The organism is Pseudarthrobacter phenanthrenivorans, assembly GCF_000813845.1.
GTDB classification, from domain to species: Bacteria; Actinomycetota; Actinomycetes; order Actinomycetales; family Micrococcaceae; genus Arthrobacter; species Arthrobacter phenanthrenivorans_B.
In genome coordinates, this window is sequence record NZ_JWTB01000010.1 from 81,276 (window position 1) to 98,343 (window position 17,068).

At 67.1% G+C, this 17,068-nt stretch carries 13 protein-coding genes; 7 read left to right on the top strand and 6 right to left on the bottom strand.

Features of this window, described 5'->3' with window-relative positions; translation table 11 throughout:
* Positions 1–2: 2 nt before the first annotated feature.
* From RM50_RS05265 to RM50_RS05290, 6 genes are read right to left on the bottom strand one after another with little or no spacing between them, the layout of a single operon-like run.
* Positions 3–716 carry a DUF4166 domain-containing protein gene (locus tag RM50_RS05265; protein WP_043450679.1) on the bottom strand — a complete coding sequence of 238 codons (714 nt, stop codon included), beginning with the start codon at positions 714–716 and terminating at the stop codon, positions 3–5.
* Positions 717–762: 46 nt separating this feature from the next.
* Positions 763–2,055, bottom strand: coding sequence for a DUF58 domain-containing protein (locus RM50_RS05270; RefSeq protein WP_043450681.1), 1,293 nt, complete (start codon positions 2,053–2,055; stop codon positions 763–765).
* Positions 2,055–3,065, bottom strand: coding sequence for an AAA family ATPase (locus RM50_RS05275; protein ID WP_043450684.1), 1,011 nt, complete (start codon positions 3,063–3,065; stop codon positions 2,055–2,057). Before RM50_RS05275 ends, RM50_RS05270 begins: the two co-directional genes overlap by 1 nt.
* Positions 3,062–4,282, bottom strand: a complete 1,221-nt coding sequence (locus RM50_RS05280; protein WP_156133839.1) for a DUF4350 domain-containing protein — start codon at positions 4,280–4,282, stop codon at positions 3,062–3,064. Before RM50_RS05280 ends, RM50_RS05275 begins: the two co-directional genes overlap by 4 nt.
* Entirely contained in the window at positions 4,279–4,917 is a 639-nt protein-coding gene (locus RM50_RS05285) for a DUF4129 domain-containing protein (RefSeq protein ID WP_043450686.1), read from the bottom strand. The genes RM50_RS05280 and RM50_RS05285 overlap by 4 nt, the downstream gene beginning before the upstream one ends.
* Entirely contained in the window at positions 4,907–5,929 is a 1,023-nt protein-coding gene (locus RM50_RS05290) for a hypothetical protein (RefSeq protein ID WP_052259977.1), read from the bottom strand. The genes RM50_RS05285 and RM50_RS05290 overlap by 11 nt, the downstream gene beginning before the upstream one ends.
* Positions 5,930–6,634: 705 nt before the next feature.
* On the opposite strand from RM50_RS05290, the gene mtrA reads away from it, so the two are divergent.
* The 7 genes from mtrA to secA all read left to right on the top strand — a co-directional run bounded on the left by mtrA (position 6,635) and on the right by secA (position 17,010).
* Complete coding sequence (gene mtrA, locus RM50_RS05295; RefSeq protein WP_018768515.1) at positions 6,635–7,309, top strand: MtrAB system response regulator MtrA; 675 nt, start codon at positions 6,635–6,637, stop codon at positions 7,307–7,309.
* Positions 7,310–7,460: 151 nt separating this feature from the next.
* On the top strand, positions 7,461–9,233 hold the full coding sequence (gene mtrB / locus RM50_RS05300; RefSeq protein WP_240471890.1) for an MtrAB system histidine kinase MtrB: 1,773 nt from the start codon (positions 7,461–7,463) through the stop codon (positions 9,231–9,233).
* Positions 9,230–10,945, top strand: coding sequence for an LpqB family beta-propeller domain-containing protein (locus tag RM50_RS05305; RefSeq protein WP_043450691.1), 1,716 nt, complete (start codon positions 9,230–9,232; stop codon positions 10,943–10,945). The genes mtrB and RM50_RS05305 overlap by 4 nt, the downstream gene beginning before the upstream one ends.
* A 396-nt stretch (positions 10,946–11,341) precedes the next feature.
* A complete protein-coding gene (locus RM50_RS05310; RefSeq protein ID WP_240471878.1) occupies positions 11,342–12,010 on the top strand; it encodes a ComF family protein in 669 nt (222 codons plus the stop codon).
* A gap of 190 nt (positions 12,011–12,200) precedes the next feature.
* Positions 12,201–12,926 (top strand): ribosome hibernation-promoting factor, HPF/YfiA family, encoded by a 726-nt coding sequence (gene hpf / locus RM50_RS05315; protein WP_043450750.1) that lies wholly within the window; start codon positions 12,201–12,203, stop codon positions 12,924–12,926.
* Positions 12,927–12,958: 32 nt separating this feature from the next.
* Entirely contained in the window at positions 12,959–14,185 is a 1,227-nt protein-coding gene (locus RM50_RS05320; RefSeq protein WP_043450693.1) for a winged helix-turn-helix domain-containing protein, read from the top strand.
* Positions 14,186–14,268: 83 nt separating this feature from the next.
* Positions 14,269–17,010: a preprotein translocase subunit SecA gene (gene secA, locus RM50_RS05325; protein ID WP_043450694.1), complete on the top strand. Its 2,742-nt coding sequence runs from the start codon at positions 14,269–14,271 to the stop codon at positions 17,008–17,010.
* Positions 17,011–17,068 lie beyond the last annotated feature (58 nt).

The following is a 17,068-nucleotide window of genomic DNA, read 5'->3' on the forward strand; positions in this document are numbered from 1 at the left end:
CGTCACACCCTGTTCTCCCAGCGGTCCGGCTGGGCGTAGCGGGGGAGGTAGCTCTGGGCGGAACTGCCGCCGGCGTACGGGCGCAGGCGGTAATCGAAGGCTCCCGCGTAGACCAGCACCAGGCCGATCTGCGGCTGGATGACCTTTACCTGGATGCGGTGCCGGCCGTTGCTGCCCTCGGCCGGCTCCCACCATTGTTCGGCGTAGGCTTTGGCGTCCAGTGCGGCCGGCAGCGGTATCCGGAGCGGGCCCAGGAAGAGCCGCGACGCCTCTGATACGCCGCGGAGCCGGCCCTCCGCCGTGACGCTCAGGTTCAGGTCCGTCACCAGGCGCCGGTACCGCCCGACGTAGTCCACCAGCTGCGGTGCACCGTTCCGGGCCGTGACGCTGGTGGTGTCCTGGAAGAGCCGGGTCCGGCCGGGAAACCGGATTTCGCGCCGTGCGGTCAGGCTGGACCGGCCGGAAGGATCCTGGTGCGCGTGGTTCTCGATCCGGAACGGGATGTTTTCGCCGTATTCAGGGAAGAAAGCCTCCTCGCCGCCGGTGAGCCGGAGCAGGGGGCGCAGCCACCGCTGGCGGCACCCCACGACGTCGAACGTTCCTTCTCCCACGCCGTACTGGCCGGACCCCGGCACCAGCGAGAAGTACTCCTGGAGCTCCGGCTGCAGCCGTGAGTACGCGCTGCCCAGGGCCTGCTGGTAGATCGGAACGTTCATTGGAATGGCCTCCTGTTGCCTGTGGCGGCGCTGCTTGCCTCCGGACTCACAATCTACCGGCAGCCTTGAGCCGGATGTACATGTCCGCCAGCCGGGGAGGCAGCTCCTGGGGCTCGGCGTCCACCACTTCCACTCCGTACCGGCGCAGCTCAGCGGTAACCGCTGCCCGCTGCAGGAGGGCGCGTTCGGCTGCGGCGGCACGGTACACCCCGGCGGCATCAGTGCGCTCCCGCAGCATGTCCCCCAGTTGGGGGTCGCGGACGGCGGCCACCACCACCACGTGCCCGGCAGCCAGCCGCTCGGCAACGGGAAGCAGTCCCTCCTCCGGCGCTCCGCTGTCCAGCGACGTCAAGAGCACCACAAGGGACCGGTGCGCGGACATGGCGCGGACCTGCCCCGGGACCGCGGGCCAGTCCATCTCGATCAGTTCGGCGTCAAGGGGAGCCATGGCCTGGACCAGCCGGCCCAGGATGTTGCCCTGGCCGGCGGAACGGGCCCGCGCCCTGGTCCTTCGGTCGAAGGCTAGGAAGTCCACCCGGTCACCGCCACGCTCGGCCAGGACACCCAGGAGCAGCGCGGCCTCAATCCCGGTATCCAGGCGCGTTTCATCACCGATCCTTGCAGCGGCGGTGCGGGACGTATCAAGGACCATCACCACCCGCCGGTCCCGTTCAGGACGCCAGGTCCGGACCACCACGGCGGAACGCCTGGCCGTGGCGCGCCAGTCAATGGAACGGACGTCGTCGCCGCGGACGTAGTCCCGCAGTGAGTCGAACTCCGTACCGGCGCCGCGGATCTGCGCGGCCGCCTTCCCATCGAGTTCCCGCAGCCTCCGCAGCTTTGAGGGCAAATGCCGCCGCGACCGGAACGGCGGAAGCACCCGTACCAAGCCTTCGCAGGCGACAGTCCGCTGGCGGGCCGCCAGACCCAGCGGGCCGAATGAGCGAAGTGTCACGTGCGGCGCTTTGAGGTCGCCGCGGCGGGTGGGCCGGAGCCGCACCGTAAACCGCCTGCCTTCGCCGGCAGGGACGGTGATGTCCTGGACGGAATCCTGCGCGCCGGCGGAAGGCTGCCAGCCGTCCCGGAACGATCCCCGCAGCATCCTGTGACCGCCGTTGCGGATGGTGAGCAGGGCATCCACCGCATTGGTGAGCGTTACGTTCTCCGGCTCCGCCCGCACCACACTGACCTTCCGAAGCGATGCGGCGAACACCAGCTCCGCGACCAGCAGGGCAGTGAGCAGGGCGGCCGTGGCCAGCACGGTCAGCCAATTCGGGAACAGCAGCACAGGCACCAGGCCCAGCAGCACCAGGGCCACGAAGCGCCCCGAGACGGCCATCAGCGCGGAACGGGGACGGAGGCCAGGATGCTGCCCAGGACGTCGTCCACCCGGACTCCATCCATCTGCGCCTCGGGCTGCAGCGCCACCCGGTGCCGCAGGCAGGGCAGCGCCAGCGCCTTGACGTCGTCGGGGGTCACGAAGGGACGGCCGGAGAGCCACGCCCAGGACCGTGACGTGTTGAGCAGGGCGGTGGCACCGCGCGGCGAGACGCCAAGCTGGAAGGAAGGGGCTGCCCGGGTGGCGCGCACCAGGTCAACGATGTAGCCGATGATCTCCGGTTCCACTGCCACGCGGGTCACGGCATCCCGCGCCCGTTCCAGGTCCCCGGCCCCGGCCACCGCCCGGACACCGGCCGCTGACAGGTCCCGGGGATCGAACCCGGCGGCGTGGCGGCGGATGACCTCGATTTCTTCCCCGCGCGCCGGCAGCGGCATGGTGAGCTTGAGCAGGAACCGGTCCAGCTGCGCTTCCGGCAGGGGGTAGGTCCCCTCGTACTCCACCGGATTCTGGGTGGCCGCCACCAGGAAGGGCGCGGGCAGCCGCCGGGACACACCGTCAACGGATACCTGGCGCTCTTCCATGGCCTCGAGGAGCGATGCCTGCGTCTTCGGCGGGGTCCGGTTGATCTCGTCGGCCAACAACAGGTTGGTGAAGACAGGTCCCTCGCGGAAGCTGAATTCGGAGGTGCGCGAGTCGTAGACCAGGGAACCGGTGACGTCTCCCGGCATGAGGTCTGGGGTGAACTGCACCCGTTTGGTCTCCAGGCTCAACGCCGAGGACAGTGCACGGACCAGCAGGGTTTTGGCTACGCCGGGGACGCCTTCGAGCAGGACGTGGCCCTGCGAGAGCAGGGCAATCAGGAGGCCGGTCACGGTGGCGTCCTGTCCCACCACTGCCTTGGCCACTTCCCGCCGGACAGCAAGGAGTGCCTGCCGCGCGCCGTCGTCGAAAGGGCTGCTGGGGTCTACCGAATTCAGGACCCCCTGGCCGCTGCCTTGTTCACTCATCGGGTCATGACCTCTTTCTCCAGTTTGTCGAGGGCCTGGGACCAGGCCACCAACGCTGCTTCTGACGTGGGATGTTCGTTGATGATCGCCCGGACGTCCCTCGGGTCCCTGCCCAGCAGCCGCGCGGCCGCGGCAATGGTGTCCTCCGGGGTGGCCCCGGGGCCGAGCCTTAGCCTGGCGGACAGCCGCACCAGCAGTCCGGCCCGCAGGTTGTCCCGGGCCTGGCTGACGGCCCGGGAGTCCTGGTAGAGCCGGGCGCGGCCTTCCGCGGTTTCCACCGCCTTGACCACCACCGGCAACGGCTCAAAGACGAGCGGCCCATGACGGCGGCCGCGCCACATGACTGCCGCCAGCGCCACCACCAACAGCCAGGGACCCAGGAATCGGGCCCAGGCGGGGGCGAGGTCGTCGAGGGTCTTCCCGGCCCCGTCGACGGTGACGTCCTGAAGCGAAGGGATGTACCAGACGAGGTCCTTTGAGGTTCCCAACATCCTGGTTGCCAACGCGGCGTTGCCCAGTTCATCCAGCCCGCCATTGCTGAGGATGGCCGTGCTGCCCAGCACCGCCAAGCGCCCGCCGTCGCTGACGGCAAGCATTCCGGCGGTCCCTGCCGCCCGGAAGCAGGTGGTGCCGCCTTCGTAGACGAACGCCCCTTCACCGCTGACCTGGCCGGCGGCTTCCGCGTCGGGCAGGGCGCATCCCGGTTCCAGGACGGGATGCGCATCGGGAACCACGCCGGCCTGGCGGATGCCGCTGTCAAGGACCGCAAGGGTCTCCAGCCGGGGAGAGACCACCACAACGTGGCCGGCCGCTGCCAGCAGGCCCGCCAGTTGCGGTTCAGCCAGGATGCCGTTCCGGTCGTAGAGGAGGAGGGTGGGGGAGTCGCTGGCGCGAAGGTCGTCCAGTGCCGCGTCAAAGCGTTCCGGCGCCTGGACGGTAACTCCGTGCCGGCCGAGGATTTTGGCCAGCGCCCTGGCTCCTTCCGGTCCGGCATTGTGGATTGAGAGGGGAACGGTGTCGCCCTTGGGCGCAAGCTGGGTGCCGATGACCAGTGCCAGCGCGGCGGCCACCACCACTGCCGCTGCGGCCGCGCCGCGGTGGAGATTCAGCCAGCCCAGGATGGCTGCAGCCCTCGTCTTGCGGGGGCGGGGCGCTGATCCGCCGGCCTCCTTGCCGGCTCCGTGATGTTCGACGACTGCGCGCCCGCCGGCCGTCATGGGAGCAACACCGTGGTGCCGGCAGGGGCGGGCTTTGCCTGCTCCAGCGCCGCGTCAAGGTCCACTATGTCCCGATAGCCGGCGTTGCCTGCTGTCTTGTTCCCGTAGCGGATGGCGTCAAAGGCCGCAGCCGCTCCTGCCAGACGCGGGGCCAGGGCGCTGAAGTGCAGGGACAATGCCCCGGCCGCTTCGTCCGCCGTCCGGCCCGGCTGGGGGTCAAGGATGGCGCGGTCCTCTGCGCTGCGGACCATGGCGCGGAAACGTTCGACGACGGCGTCCCCCCAGTTGCCGGCGGCCGCTGCCGCTTCCGCGCGGCTGCGGTAGTCCGCGGCGCCGAGGGTGGCATCCGGCTCGAAGACCTCCCGGGCCTGGCGGCGGCGGGCGTTCAGCCGGGGCCGGGCGAGGATGACCGCTGCGGCGATGATCGCCGCAATCACGAGGGCGATGACGGGGCTGGGCGCGGCCGCGGTGTCACCGCCGGTCCCGTCAAGGGATTGCAGCCAGTCCAGGAAGTTACGCCAGAGGGTGCCAAGCCAGGAGGGGGCATTCTCGCGGTATTCGGGTTTGGCAAGCTCCTCCGCCGCCCAGCGCCGGGCCTCCCCGGCATCGGGAAGTACCGGAGGCTCAGCGGCCATAAGGCGATGCCCCCGGGCCGGGCCCGTACCCGGGGTAGGGGAGCGTGCCGCCCGGGCGGAGGCCACGGCCCGGGATGCCGTCAGGATCGGAACCGGTTTCGAGCTGTCGCAGCAGCGCGATATCCAGTCCGTCCTGGCGCATCCTCAGGTCCATGTAGAGCAGTGCCATGACGGAGGTTTGGAAGGCGTAACCCACCGCGCCCACCAATGCCCCGAGCACTGCCGTGACGATGCCGGTGGCCACGGCCAGGGACGCCTGCTGTCCGCTGCCACCGTGGGGGGAGACGACGCGGGACAGGACGGCAGGCAGCATGCCCGCCGGGATCAGGACCACTTGGGTCACCACGGCAACCAGGATCCCCACCACGAGGGTGATGCCGAGGATCCGCCACCAGTTGGCCCGGGTCAGCTCCCATGAGCGCCGCAGCCCGGCGAGGGCGCCGAGTTCTTCGATGACGACGGCGGCCGGCGCCACCAGAAGCTTGACCGCCACCCAGACGAATCCGGCACCGAAGCCCAGCATCAGGGGGATGGACAGCAGGGCGCCCGCCCCGCGGACGCTGGAAAACAGGAGCACAATCAGGACGATGAAGAGCACTGCCGCGGCCAGGGCCCCCGCCACCAGGAGTGCCGCGAGCCTGAGCAGCGCGCCGATCCGTGGGCGTACCAGCGACAGCATCCGGCGGAAGCCGGTGGGTCGGTTCAGGACCGAGCGGGCAACAGGTACCACCATGGCACCCTGGAGGACAGCTGACATAAAGACAGAGAGGATGGATACGACGACCGCCGTTGCCATCAGCCCCATGCCCGCGGCCGCGATGTCAGCCCGGCTCGCCCGTGCCGCCCAGGTTTCGATGGAGCCGGCTGACGTTGCCGTCATTCCCGCAAACACCGCAGCAAGAATCGCCGACAGGGACTGTGCCAGGAGGCCGGCGCCGAGCATGGCTTTGGCGTTGCGCCTGATGGCCTGGAACGACCCGTCCAGGATCTCGCCGAACATCAGGGGCCGCAAAGGGATGATTCCCGGCTTGGGAGGTGCGGCGTAGCGGGGTTGCCAGGGTTGTCCCGGGCCAGCAAACCTTTGTCCACCGTAGGCGGGTCCGCTGGGGGCCTGGCCGCCGTATGCCGGCCCGCCGTAAGCCGGGCCACCGTAAGCCGGGCCGCCAGAGGGAAGTCGACCGGGAGGCAGGGCGCCGGGGGACTGGCTGCCCGGGTATGGGGCGCCCGGGTACTGTCCCCCGGGGTATCCAGGGTTCCCGTTTCCACCCTGACCGGACCATTGCTGCCACTGGGGTGCCTGCGGCGGACGCTGTTCCCACGGACTTGCCTGGTCCTTGGAGGCCGCTTGTTCCCATGGGGACTCCTGTGGCCACCCTGGCGCCTGCCGCCAGGGATCCTGCGCCGACCCTGACGGCGAAGCCCATGGCTGCTCCGGCGGTGGCACCTGGCCGGGCCTATCCGCACCGGCCGGGCCGCCGTCGTCCTGCCCGTTGCCCCGCTGCTCCCGCGTGGGCTCTTCGGGCCCCGGCTCCTGTGGTGACACTGATTCCTCCCCAATACCAGTCCGCCTGCCCCGCGGGCCACCCGCCATAGGGGTGCAGCGGCAACGCGGAGCATGAGCCCAAGACTATAGTTCCGTTGCCGGACGGCCTAGTGTCCCGCCATGCCGGGGGCCGCTCAACAGGACAAACGCATCCCGATAAGGGAATATATAGCTATGAAGGCACGCATTCTGGTGGTAGACGATGATGAAGCGCTGGCCGAGATGATTGGGATTGTCCTCCGTAATGACGGCTTCGAGCCGGTCTTCTGCGCCGACGGCGCCCAGGCCCTCGACGTTTTCCGGTCATCGCGGCCGGACCTGGTCCTGCTCGACCTCATGCTTCCAGGTATGGATGGCATCGAAGTGTGCCGCCAGATCCGCGGGGAATCCGACGTTCCCATTGTCATGCTGACCGCCAAATCGGACACCTCCGACGTCGTCCGCGGCCTGGAGTCCGGTGCCGACGACTATGTGCCGAAACCGTTCAAGCCTGCCGAGCTGGTGGCCCGCGTCCGGGCGCGGCTTCGTCCCGGTGACCAGAAGGCCCCCGAAACCCTCCGGATTGCCGACATCACCATCGACGTCGCCGGCCACACGGTCAGCAGGGGTAATGAGCGGATTTCCCTGACGCCGCTGGAATTCGACCTCCTGGTCGCGCTGGCCCGGAAGCCCTGGCAGGTCTTCACGCGGGAGCTGCTGCTGGAACAGGTCTGGGGCTACCGGCACGCCGCTGACACCCGGCTGGTCAACGTCCATGTCCAGCGACTGCGGTCCAAGATCGAGCAGGACCCGGAAGCCCCGGAAGTTGTATTGACGGTGCGTGGTGTCGGCTATAAAGCAGGGGTCTGACCCCGCCGCGCAGGACGGGGAACCGGACCTGCGCGGCACCACGCCCATCCTGCCCGACGACGCCGGAGCAAAGCAGGACGGAAGCGGCAACGACGATTCCGGGGACAACGGAGCCGGTCCGGACACCGCCCCGGCTCCGGGCCTTCGGCATGTGGCATTCCGGGCACGTATCTGGCAGCGGCGCGCCCTGATCGTGGCACTGCGCGTCGCCAGGCTGGTCCGGACCGGGGTCAGCCGTTTCCTGCCCGGACTGAAATACCTCGGCCGTGCCCTGCAGAAGCGCTGGCGGCGCTCCCTTCAGTTCCGGACCGTCCTCACCACCCTGTTGCTGGCCGTGACCTCGTTTGCCGTGGTGGGCGCATACCTGTCCAACCAGATTGCCAACAACCTGTTCCAGGAGCGGCTGACCCAGGCGGAATCGGAGACCCGGTACAACGTCAAGCAGGTGCAGGATACGTTCGACGGCGCCCAGGTCACCGACCAGTCCAGCGTTATCACCCTGGTGTCAGACACCCTCAGCGCTGTGGAAGGCCGCGGCTCCGTGATCCAGAGGCGCTACGTCTTTGAGGCCATGCCCAACCAAACCAAACCCCGGAACCGCTGGGTGGAGTCCCGCGCCTCCGACCAGCTGACCGTCAGTGTCATCCCCCCGGACCTGCGGAAGGCCGTGCAGGAGTCGGGCAAGGACCAGTACTGGGCATCCACCGTGATTCCCGTGGGCACCGAGGACCGGCCCGGAATCGCCGTCGGCAACAAGGTGACCTTCAACGGCACCGTCTACGAGCTCTATCTGATCTACGATCTGAACACCGCTCAACAGACGCTCAATGAGATCCAAAGCGTGCTCTGGGCCGGCGGCGCCGTCCTGGTCCTCCTGATCGGCGCCGTCGCCTGGTACGTCACCCGCAACGTGGTCAGCCCGGTCAGCCACGCGGCGATGGTCTCGGAGAAACTGGCCGCCGGCCAGCTGCAGGAACGAATGGTGGTCAAGGGAGAGGACGAAGTCGCCCGGCTCGGAGCATCCTTCAACCACATGGCCGCCAGCCTGCAGGAGCAGATTACCCAGCTGGCCACCCTCTCCCAGATGCAGCAGCGCTTTGTCTCCGACGTCTCCCACGAACTGCGGACGCCCCTCACCACCGTGCGCATGGCGGCGGAGGTGCTCTATGACGCCCGCGACGACTTCGACCCCATCAATAAACGGTCAGCAGAGCTGCTCTACAACCAGGTGGAGCGCTTCCAGTCCCTTTTGTCGGACCTGCTTGAAATCAGCCGCTTCGATGCCGGCGTGGCCGTGCTCGACGCCGAACCGGAAGACCTCCTCCAGGTGATCGCCCACGTCATGGAAGGCGCCGCGCCGGTAGCGGCCGAATACGGCTCGGAGATTATCTTCACGCCTCCCCAGGGTGCCCTGGTGGTGGACATGGACGCCCGGCGGATCGACCGGATCCTCAGGAACCTGATACTGAACGCCGTGGAGCACGGTGAAGGCAAACCGGTGACCGTGACGGTGGCGGCAAACGAGACGGCCGTGGGCGTCGCCGTGCGGGACCACGGCATCGGAATGGACCCCGCCCAGGCTGCCCGGGTTTTCGACCGGTTCTGGCGCGCCGACCCCGCCCGCGCACGCACCACCGGAGGCAGCGGCCTGGGGCTCTCCATCGCCATGGAGGACACCAAGCTCCACCACGGCTGGCTGCAGGCCTGGGGCAGGAAGGGCGACGGCGCCAACTTCCGCCTGACCCTTCCCCTGCGCCAGGACGGTGTGATCACGGAATCTCCCGTCCAGCTCGAACCCAAGGACGTCACCAATCCAGGCGCACCGGGAAGCGTCCCCGGGGAACAGGACTACAAGAACATGCTGGTGCTGCAGACGGGTGCGGCCAGGCCCGTCCCGACCCGTGATTCCGGGGAGACACCATGAGGCCTGTAAACCGCCGGACCCAATTTCCGGCTGCACTGCTTGCCCTGCTGATCGTCCTCCTGGCAGGGTGTGCCCGGATTCCCACGTCCGGGCCGGTGGGAAAGAGCAGCGAAAGCAGCGCCGGCAACGTGAGTGCACCCGTGTTCCTTCCGGCAGCACCACAGCCCGGGGCGTCGCCCGAGACCATCATTGACTACTTCTACCGGGCCGGCAGCGGCTACGAGGACGATTACGCGGTTGCCCGCCAGTACTTGACGCAGGCTTCGGCTGTCTCCTGGAAACCGGATAAACGCGCACTGGTGTACCGGGAAGCGCGGGTTGTCCCCACCGGCAACGAAAACGTCTTCAACTACGAACTGGATGTCTCCTACACGGTGGACGCAGACGGCATCGCCACCCAGTCACCGCCGGGCACCGTGGAACGCATCCCCGTGACGGTGACCCAGGTGGACGGCGAGTGGCGGATCTCCGGAATCCCTGACGGAACTGCCATAGCGGAGGAAACGTTCAAGGTGATTTACGGGGCCTACCCGATCTACTTCTACGACCCCACCTTTACCTACGCCATCCCTGACGTCCGCTGGTTCCTGAAGAACAAGACCGTCAAAGCCATGACCAGCGCCCTGCTGGCCGGACCCGCGCCCTACCTGCGCGGCGCCGTCGCCAGCGCCTTCCCTTCAGGGATCAAGCTTGCCCGCGAATCCGTTCCTGTGGTGTCCGGCGCCGCGCAGGTGGACCTGTCGGCCAAGGAGCTGACCGAAACGTCGGCGGAGGACCGCCTTCGGATGCAGATGCAGCTGACCCTGACCTTCCGGAGCCAGCCGGACGTGGTCAATGTCGAGCTGCGTGCCAACCAGGACCTGGTCCGGGTGGAGGACAACGGGTCCGTCCTGCCTCCGGTGCTCGACAAGACTGTTCCGTCGCGCCAGATCGCCGTGAGCGGCAACGAATTGGTGCGCTACGAAAACAACCGCGTCTCGCCCCTGCCGGACATGCAGCCGGTGTCCGCGCTCAATCCCCGCTACCCGGCGGAGTCGCCCGTCTCCCAGACAGCCGCCTTCCTCAACGACGGCCGCACCACCTTGTACAGCATCACTCCGGGCCAGCCTGCCCGTGCCGTGACCACCCGTAGTACCCTCAGCCGGCCCTCCTTCAGCGTCAACGACTGGGTATGGACGGCGGGGCCCGGGGCCACCGGGGCCACCGAAGTCGTGGCGTTCCGCCCCACCGGGGTGGCGGAAGGCGGAACGGTCCCGTCCGTTACCCTTGCACCCCCCTGGCTTGCGGGCCGCGCCGTGAAGGAACTGCGGATCTCGCGCGACGGCGTGCGTGCCCTGGTCATTTCTGAGCAGAACGGAAAAACCAAGGTGCAGGTCAGCGGTGTCATCCGCGCGGGCGACGGCACGCCCCGTGAACTGACCGCGCCCATCACCCTGGTGGCCGACGGCGATCCGGACCAGGGCGTCTGGGTGAACGGAACCACCCTCGCCGTCATGAAGGGCGCGCCCGGTTCCAATGTCACGCCCGAGCTGCTGTCCCTTACCTCCGGACAGCCCCAGCAGCTGGCTCCGTGGCCGGGCCTGGTGTCCATCAGCGCCGGCAATGGTGCCGATGATATCTACGTCCAGTCAGGGGAGGGGATCTTCCAGCGGCTGGGCAACGGCTGGTCCCCCCAGATCAAAGGTCCAGTCGACCCGGCATTCCCCGGCTGACGCCACGGCAGGCGCACCCCAGCGGCGGATGTATGACCCGAGGGATGTGTCAACGCGGCCCTTTCCACATAGGGCCGCCGGGACTGCGGTATGCAGGACGCCAGCGGGCACAGTGGGACCATGAACAGCGCACTCCGCGGAACATGTCCAGGAAAGCCTTCGCGAAAGCCTCCGCGGACTGCCCTGCGGACCCGGGAATTGGACCCCGACCTGCGGCCGCCCCCACTCCGCGCGGCACTGCACCGGGGCGAACACCAAGCTGCCCTCCTTCGGCTTCTCGATTGGCTGGCAGATGCGGCAGGAGATTTCCTGGCGTTGGCGGTTCCCGTTGACTGTGTGTGCTGCGGCGCGGAAGACCGCACCCTGTGTCCGTCCTGCGCCGGCAGAGTCCGGCACTTGACCCGCCGGCCCTTCCGCGCGGAGGCCGGCGCCCCTGCCTTGATGGACGTCACCGGTACGCCCCTGCTGCCCGTGGTGGCCGCCGGTGTCTACCGGGACGAGCTTGCCCAGGCGCTGCTGTCCTTCAAACGGCACGGCCAGTACCAACTCCGCAGGTGCCTTGGCGGGGCCCTGGCCGGCGCCCTCAGGGCCGCCGCCCAGGGCGACCACGGATTGCTGCTGGTCCCGGTACCCACCAGTACCGGCGGGTATCTAAAGCGGGGGTTCAGTCCCGTCCATCTCCTCCTCAAGGAGGCGTCACGGCAGCTTCCGGGCCTCGACGTTGCGGATGTCCTGGACAGGGCACCGGGACGGGGCCGGCTGTCCGCCGGAGTGAACAGCGGCCAAGCCCGGCAGCGGACGTCGGCGGGGCAAAAGGGCCTGGGGAGGGGAGCCCGCGCACAACGGGTGAGGGGGTCCATGCGGACCAGGCGAGGCTCGCGCCCAGAGGTCGCAGGACAGCCCGTCCTCATTGTCGACGATGTCCTCACCACGGGTTCCACCCTCGGTGAAGCAGCCCGCGCACTCCATCACGCCGGGGCCCGGGTGAGGGGCGCCGTCGTGCTTGCCGCGACACGCCCGCCGGACGCGCAGGATCCGGCACCAGCGCCCGCCGGGGCGGTGTAAACAGCGCATGACTTAGAAAAAAATAAACCGGGAAAGGATGAATAACGGGTGGCTATGAACTAACGTCGGTGGTGGGTACCAAGAACAGAATGTACCTTTCGATGGCGGCTCGGAGAGGGGCTCGACTGTCAAGCCAGCCCGGCCCAAGGAAGCGCCGCCGTCGTGTCACCGAAGTCATTTGGAGGGCACCATGGAGTTTATGATCAGCGGACGAAATCTGACTGTTTCAGACCGGTTCCGCGAATATGCCGGGGAAAAAATCGCAAAGATCGAATCACTGGGCGACAAGGTCCAGAGGGTCGACGCGAAAGTCTCCAAGGAGACCAATGCCCGGCAAACCGGCGACCAGCTGACCGTCGAAGTGACAGTCCTGGGCCGCGGGCCCGTGATTCGTGCCGAAGCCAGCGCCGCAGACAAATTTGCCGCCTTTGACCTCGCCTACAACAAACTGCTTGAGCGGCTCCGCCGGGCCAAGGACCGCAAGAAGGTCCACCACGGCCGGCACACTCCCAAGGCCGTCCGCGAAGCAACCGCGTCGCTTGAGCCCGCCAGCGCCCACGAGCCGCTGTACCTTGAAGCAAACCACCGGGACGAAGCTGCACAGGCCACCAAAGACACATCCCCTTACGATGTCGAGAACGACATCCCCGCCGGTAATTCCCCGGTCCTGATCCGCCGCAAGGTCTTCCCCGCGGCCTCCCTTTCCCTCGACGACGCCGTGGACAACATGGAGCTCGTCGGCCACGACTTCTATCTCTTCGTGGACAAAGCGACCAACACGCCCTCCGTCGTGTACCGCCGCCGAGGCTGGACCTATGGGGTGATCACCCTCGACCACGAATGCGAGCCCGGGGACACCGTCATCGAGGAAAAGGTCCTGGCCTACCGTTCGGACGACGCCCCCGCCAACGCCTAGGGTGGACTTCAGCACCACCAGAGAGGACTGACTTGTCAGCAACGCTGAGCCTTGACCAGGCACGGCGGATCGCACTGGCAGCGCAGGGACTCCACAAAGGACGGCCCACCGGCCCCGTGTCAGCACGGGCGGTGGGCCGGACTTTTGCCCGTCTGCAGCTCGTCCAGATCGATTCGGTGAATGTCCTGGTCCGCAGCCACTTCCTGCCCTTCTATTCGCGGCTTGGAAACTACGACCGCGACATCCTGCAGCGCATGGCCGGCAGCCACCCCCGCCGCATGCTCGAATACTGGGCGCACGAGGCAAGCTACATCCGGCCGGAGCACTACCAGGACCTCCTGTTGTGGCAGAAGCGGTCCTGGGTGGGGGCGTCCCGGCTGGACCCGGCGCTGCGCAGGGACGTGGAGGGCAAGATCCTGGAGGTCCTTGCCCGCTCCAGGCCCATGACGGCCTCTGAACTGACCAGGCGCATCGGGCACGTCGAGGAAAAGCAGGCGGAGAATTGGGGGTGGAACTGGAACGCTGTCAAGCGGGTTCTGGAGCACCTTTTCGAGGCGGGCCTCGTGTCGGCGGCTTCACGGACCGGGCAGTTTGAACGCAGGTACACACTGACGTCCAAAGTCCTCCCGTCCGCCCCTGTCCCGGCGCCGGACGTGGACCCGGCTACTGCGCTTCGGCGGCTGACCGATGCTGCTGCGCAGGCCCACGGCATCGGAACCGTCCGCTGCTTCGCCGACTACTTCCGGACGCCTGTCAAGGCCACCGCAGAAGCTGTTGAGCACCTGGTGGGGCAAGGCAGGCTGGAACCGGTCAACGTCGCGGGCTGGGGCCGGCCTGTCTTCCGGCATGTCGAATCAGCCTTGCCGCGGCAGGCCACTGGACGTGCGCTCGTGAGCCCGTTCGATTCCCTGGTCTTTGAGCGCCGGCGGCTGCTGGAACTGTTCGGCTTCCATTACCGCATCGAGATCTACACGCCGGAAGCCAAACGCCGCTACGGCTATTACGTCCTGCCTTTCCTGCTGCGTGACCGCATCGTGGCCAGGGTGGACCTCAAAGCGGACCGGACTGGCGGCCGGCTGTTGGTCAGATCGGCCTTTGCCGAGCCGGACGCGCCGGGGGACACCGCCGTCGAACTCGCTGCAGAGGTGGCCTTGATGGCGCAGTGGCTTGGCCTGCACGACGTGCAGGTGGGGTCCGCAGGGGACCTGTCCGCGGGGCTGGCCAAGGAACTCCTGCGGCTCCAGGGCGTATCGCTCTGAGGGAAAAGGGGCACCGCCAAGGTGTCTCTCCCGTAGACTGAACACGCCAGAATTCGGCGGCATCAAACTGGGAGCAACTTCACGTGGCATCACTTATCGAAAAAATCCTCCGTACGGGTGACAAGAAGACACTCCGGCAACTGCGGAACTATGCCGATTCCATCAATGCCCTCGAAGACTCATTCAAGACCTTTACCGACGCTGAGCTCCGCGAGGAGACAGACCGCCTCCGCGAACGCCACCGGGACGGCGAGAAGCTGGACGACCTGCTTCCAGAGGCCTTTGCCGCCGTCCGTGAAGCGTCATCCCGGACGCTGGGGCTGCGCCACTTCGACGTCCAGCTGATGGGCGGCGCCGCCCTGCACCTGGGCAATATCGCCGAAATGAAAACCGGTGAGGGCAAGACCCTGGTGGCGACTGCTCCCGCCTACCTCAATGCCTTGACCGGCAAGGGCGTCCACGTTGTCACGGTCAATGACTACCTTGCCGAATACCAGTCCGAACTCATGGGCAGGGTTTACCGCTTCCTCGGCCTGACCAGCGGCGTCATCCTCGCCAACCAGGATCCGTCCGTACGCCGCCAGCAGTACGCCGCCGACATCACCTACGGCACCAACAACGAATTCGGGTTCGACTACCTGCGCGACAACATGGCCTGGGACCGGAGCGAACTGGTCCAGCGCGGCCACAACTTCGCCATCGTCGACGAAGTGGACTCCATCCTCATCGACGAAGCCCGGACGCCGCTCATCATCTCCGGCCCGGCGCAGGGAGACACCAACCGCTGGTACAGCGAATTCGCCAAGGTTGTCCTGCGCCTGGAAGCAGGCAAGGACTACGAAGTCGACGAGAAGAAACGCACGGTCGGCGTCCTGGAGACCGGGATCGAAAAGGTCGAGGACTACCTGGGCATCTCCAACCTTTACGAGTCCGCGAACACCCCCCTGATTGGGTTCCTTAACAACGCCATCAAGGCCAAGGAACTGTTCAAGCGGGACAAGGACTACGTCATCCTGGACGGCGAAGTACTGATCGTCGATGAGCACACGGGCCGCATCCTGGCCGGCCGGCGCTACAACGAGGGCATGCACCAGGCGATCGAGGCCAAGGAAGGCGTCGAGATCAAAGCGGAGAACCAGACCCTGGCTACCGTGACGCTCCAGAACTACTTCCGCATGTACAGCAAGCTTTCCGGCATGACCGGCACCGCCGAGACTGAGGCGGCCGAATTCATGAGCACGTACAAGCTTGGGGTGGTGGCCATCCCCACGAACCGGGACATGCAGCGCATCGACCAGCCCGACCTCGTGTTCAAGAACGAGGTTGTGAAATTCGACGCCGTGGTGCGGGATATCGCCGAACGGCACGAAAAGGGCCAGCCGGTCCTCGTGGGTACCACCAGCGTGGAGAAGAGCGAGTACCTCTCCAAACTCCTCGCGAAGGAAGGCATCCGCCACGAGGTCCTGAACGCCAAGAACCATGCCCGGGAAGCTGCGATCGTCGCCCAGGCAGGCCGGAAGGGCGCGGTCACTGTGGCGACCAACATGGCCGGCCGCGGCACCGACATCATGTTGGGCGGCAATGCTGAGTTCACCGCCGTGGCAGAACTGGCCAAGCGCGGCCTGGACCCGGAGGAAAACTCCGAAGAGTACGAAGCAGCCTGGCCGGCCGCCTTCGAAGCAGCCAAGCAGTCCGTGAAGGATGAACACGAGGAGGTCCTGGACCTGGGAGGCCTCTATGTGCTGGGCACCGAGCGGCACGAATCCCGCCGCATCGACAACCAGCTCCGCGGCCGTTCCGGCCGCCAGGGCGACCCCGGCGAATCCCGGTTCTACCTTTCCCTGACCGATGACCTCATGCGGCTCTTCAATTCCGGTGCTGCTGAACGTTTGATGAACAGTTCTGTCCCGGACGACGTCGCGCTTGAGTCCAAGCTCGTTTCCCGCGCCATCGCCTCCGCCCAGGGACAGGTGGAAGGCCGCAACGCAGAGCAGCGGAAGAACGTCCTGAAGTACGACGACGTCCTCAACCGCCAGCGCGAAGCCATCTACAGCGACCGCCGCCGCATCCTGGAGGGCGATGACCTGCATGAAAAGGTGCAGTTCTTCGTGGAGGACACCATCACCGCCCTCATCGACGCCGCAACCGCAGAAGGCAACGGCGACGACTGGGACTTCCACCAGCTGTGGGCGAACCTGAAGACGCTTTACCCGGTCAGCCTGACGGCTGAAGAGATCATCGAAGAGGCCGGCGGAAAGTCCCGGGTAACGGTGGAGATGCTCAAGGAAGAGATCCTCTCCGATGCGCGCCTGGTGTACCAGGCCCGTGAGGAAGCCATCGGCTCCGAGAGCATGCGCGAACTGGAGCGCCGGGTGGTGCTTTCGGTCATCGGCCGCAAATGGCAGGAACACCTCTACGAAATGGATTACCTCAAGGAAGGCATCGGGCTGCGCGCCATGGCACAGCGCGATCCGCTGGTGGAGTACCAGCGTGAAGGCTTCGCCATGTTCCAGAGCATGATGGAGGCCATCCGCGAGGAGAGCGTCGGGTTCCTCTTCAACCTTGAAGTGGAAGTGACTCCTGCCCAGGACGTGGTGGTCCAGGACGCGTCCGGCGGACACACCGAGCATGTCGATCCTCAGGTTCACGCCGCCGGTCTGGAAGCGCCGGAGAAGCCGGCACAGCTTCAGTACACCGCCCCCAGCGAGAGCGGTGGAACGCAGACCCGGGTGGAAACCCGCCAGGGAGCCGGCCGTTCAGGAAACCCAGCCAAGGCGGCCGCCCAGGACGCAGCGAAGCGGACCGGCAAGAAGAAGAAGCGCTAGCAGGTCCGCCGGCAGCATCGGCAAGAGTAAACAGGGCGGGGACGGCATCGTCCCCGCC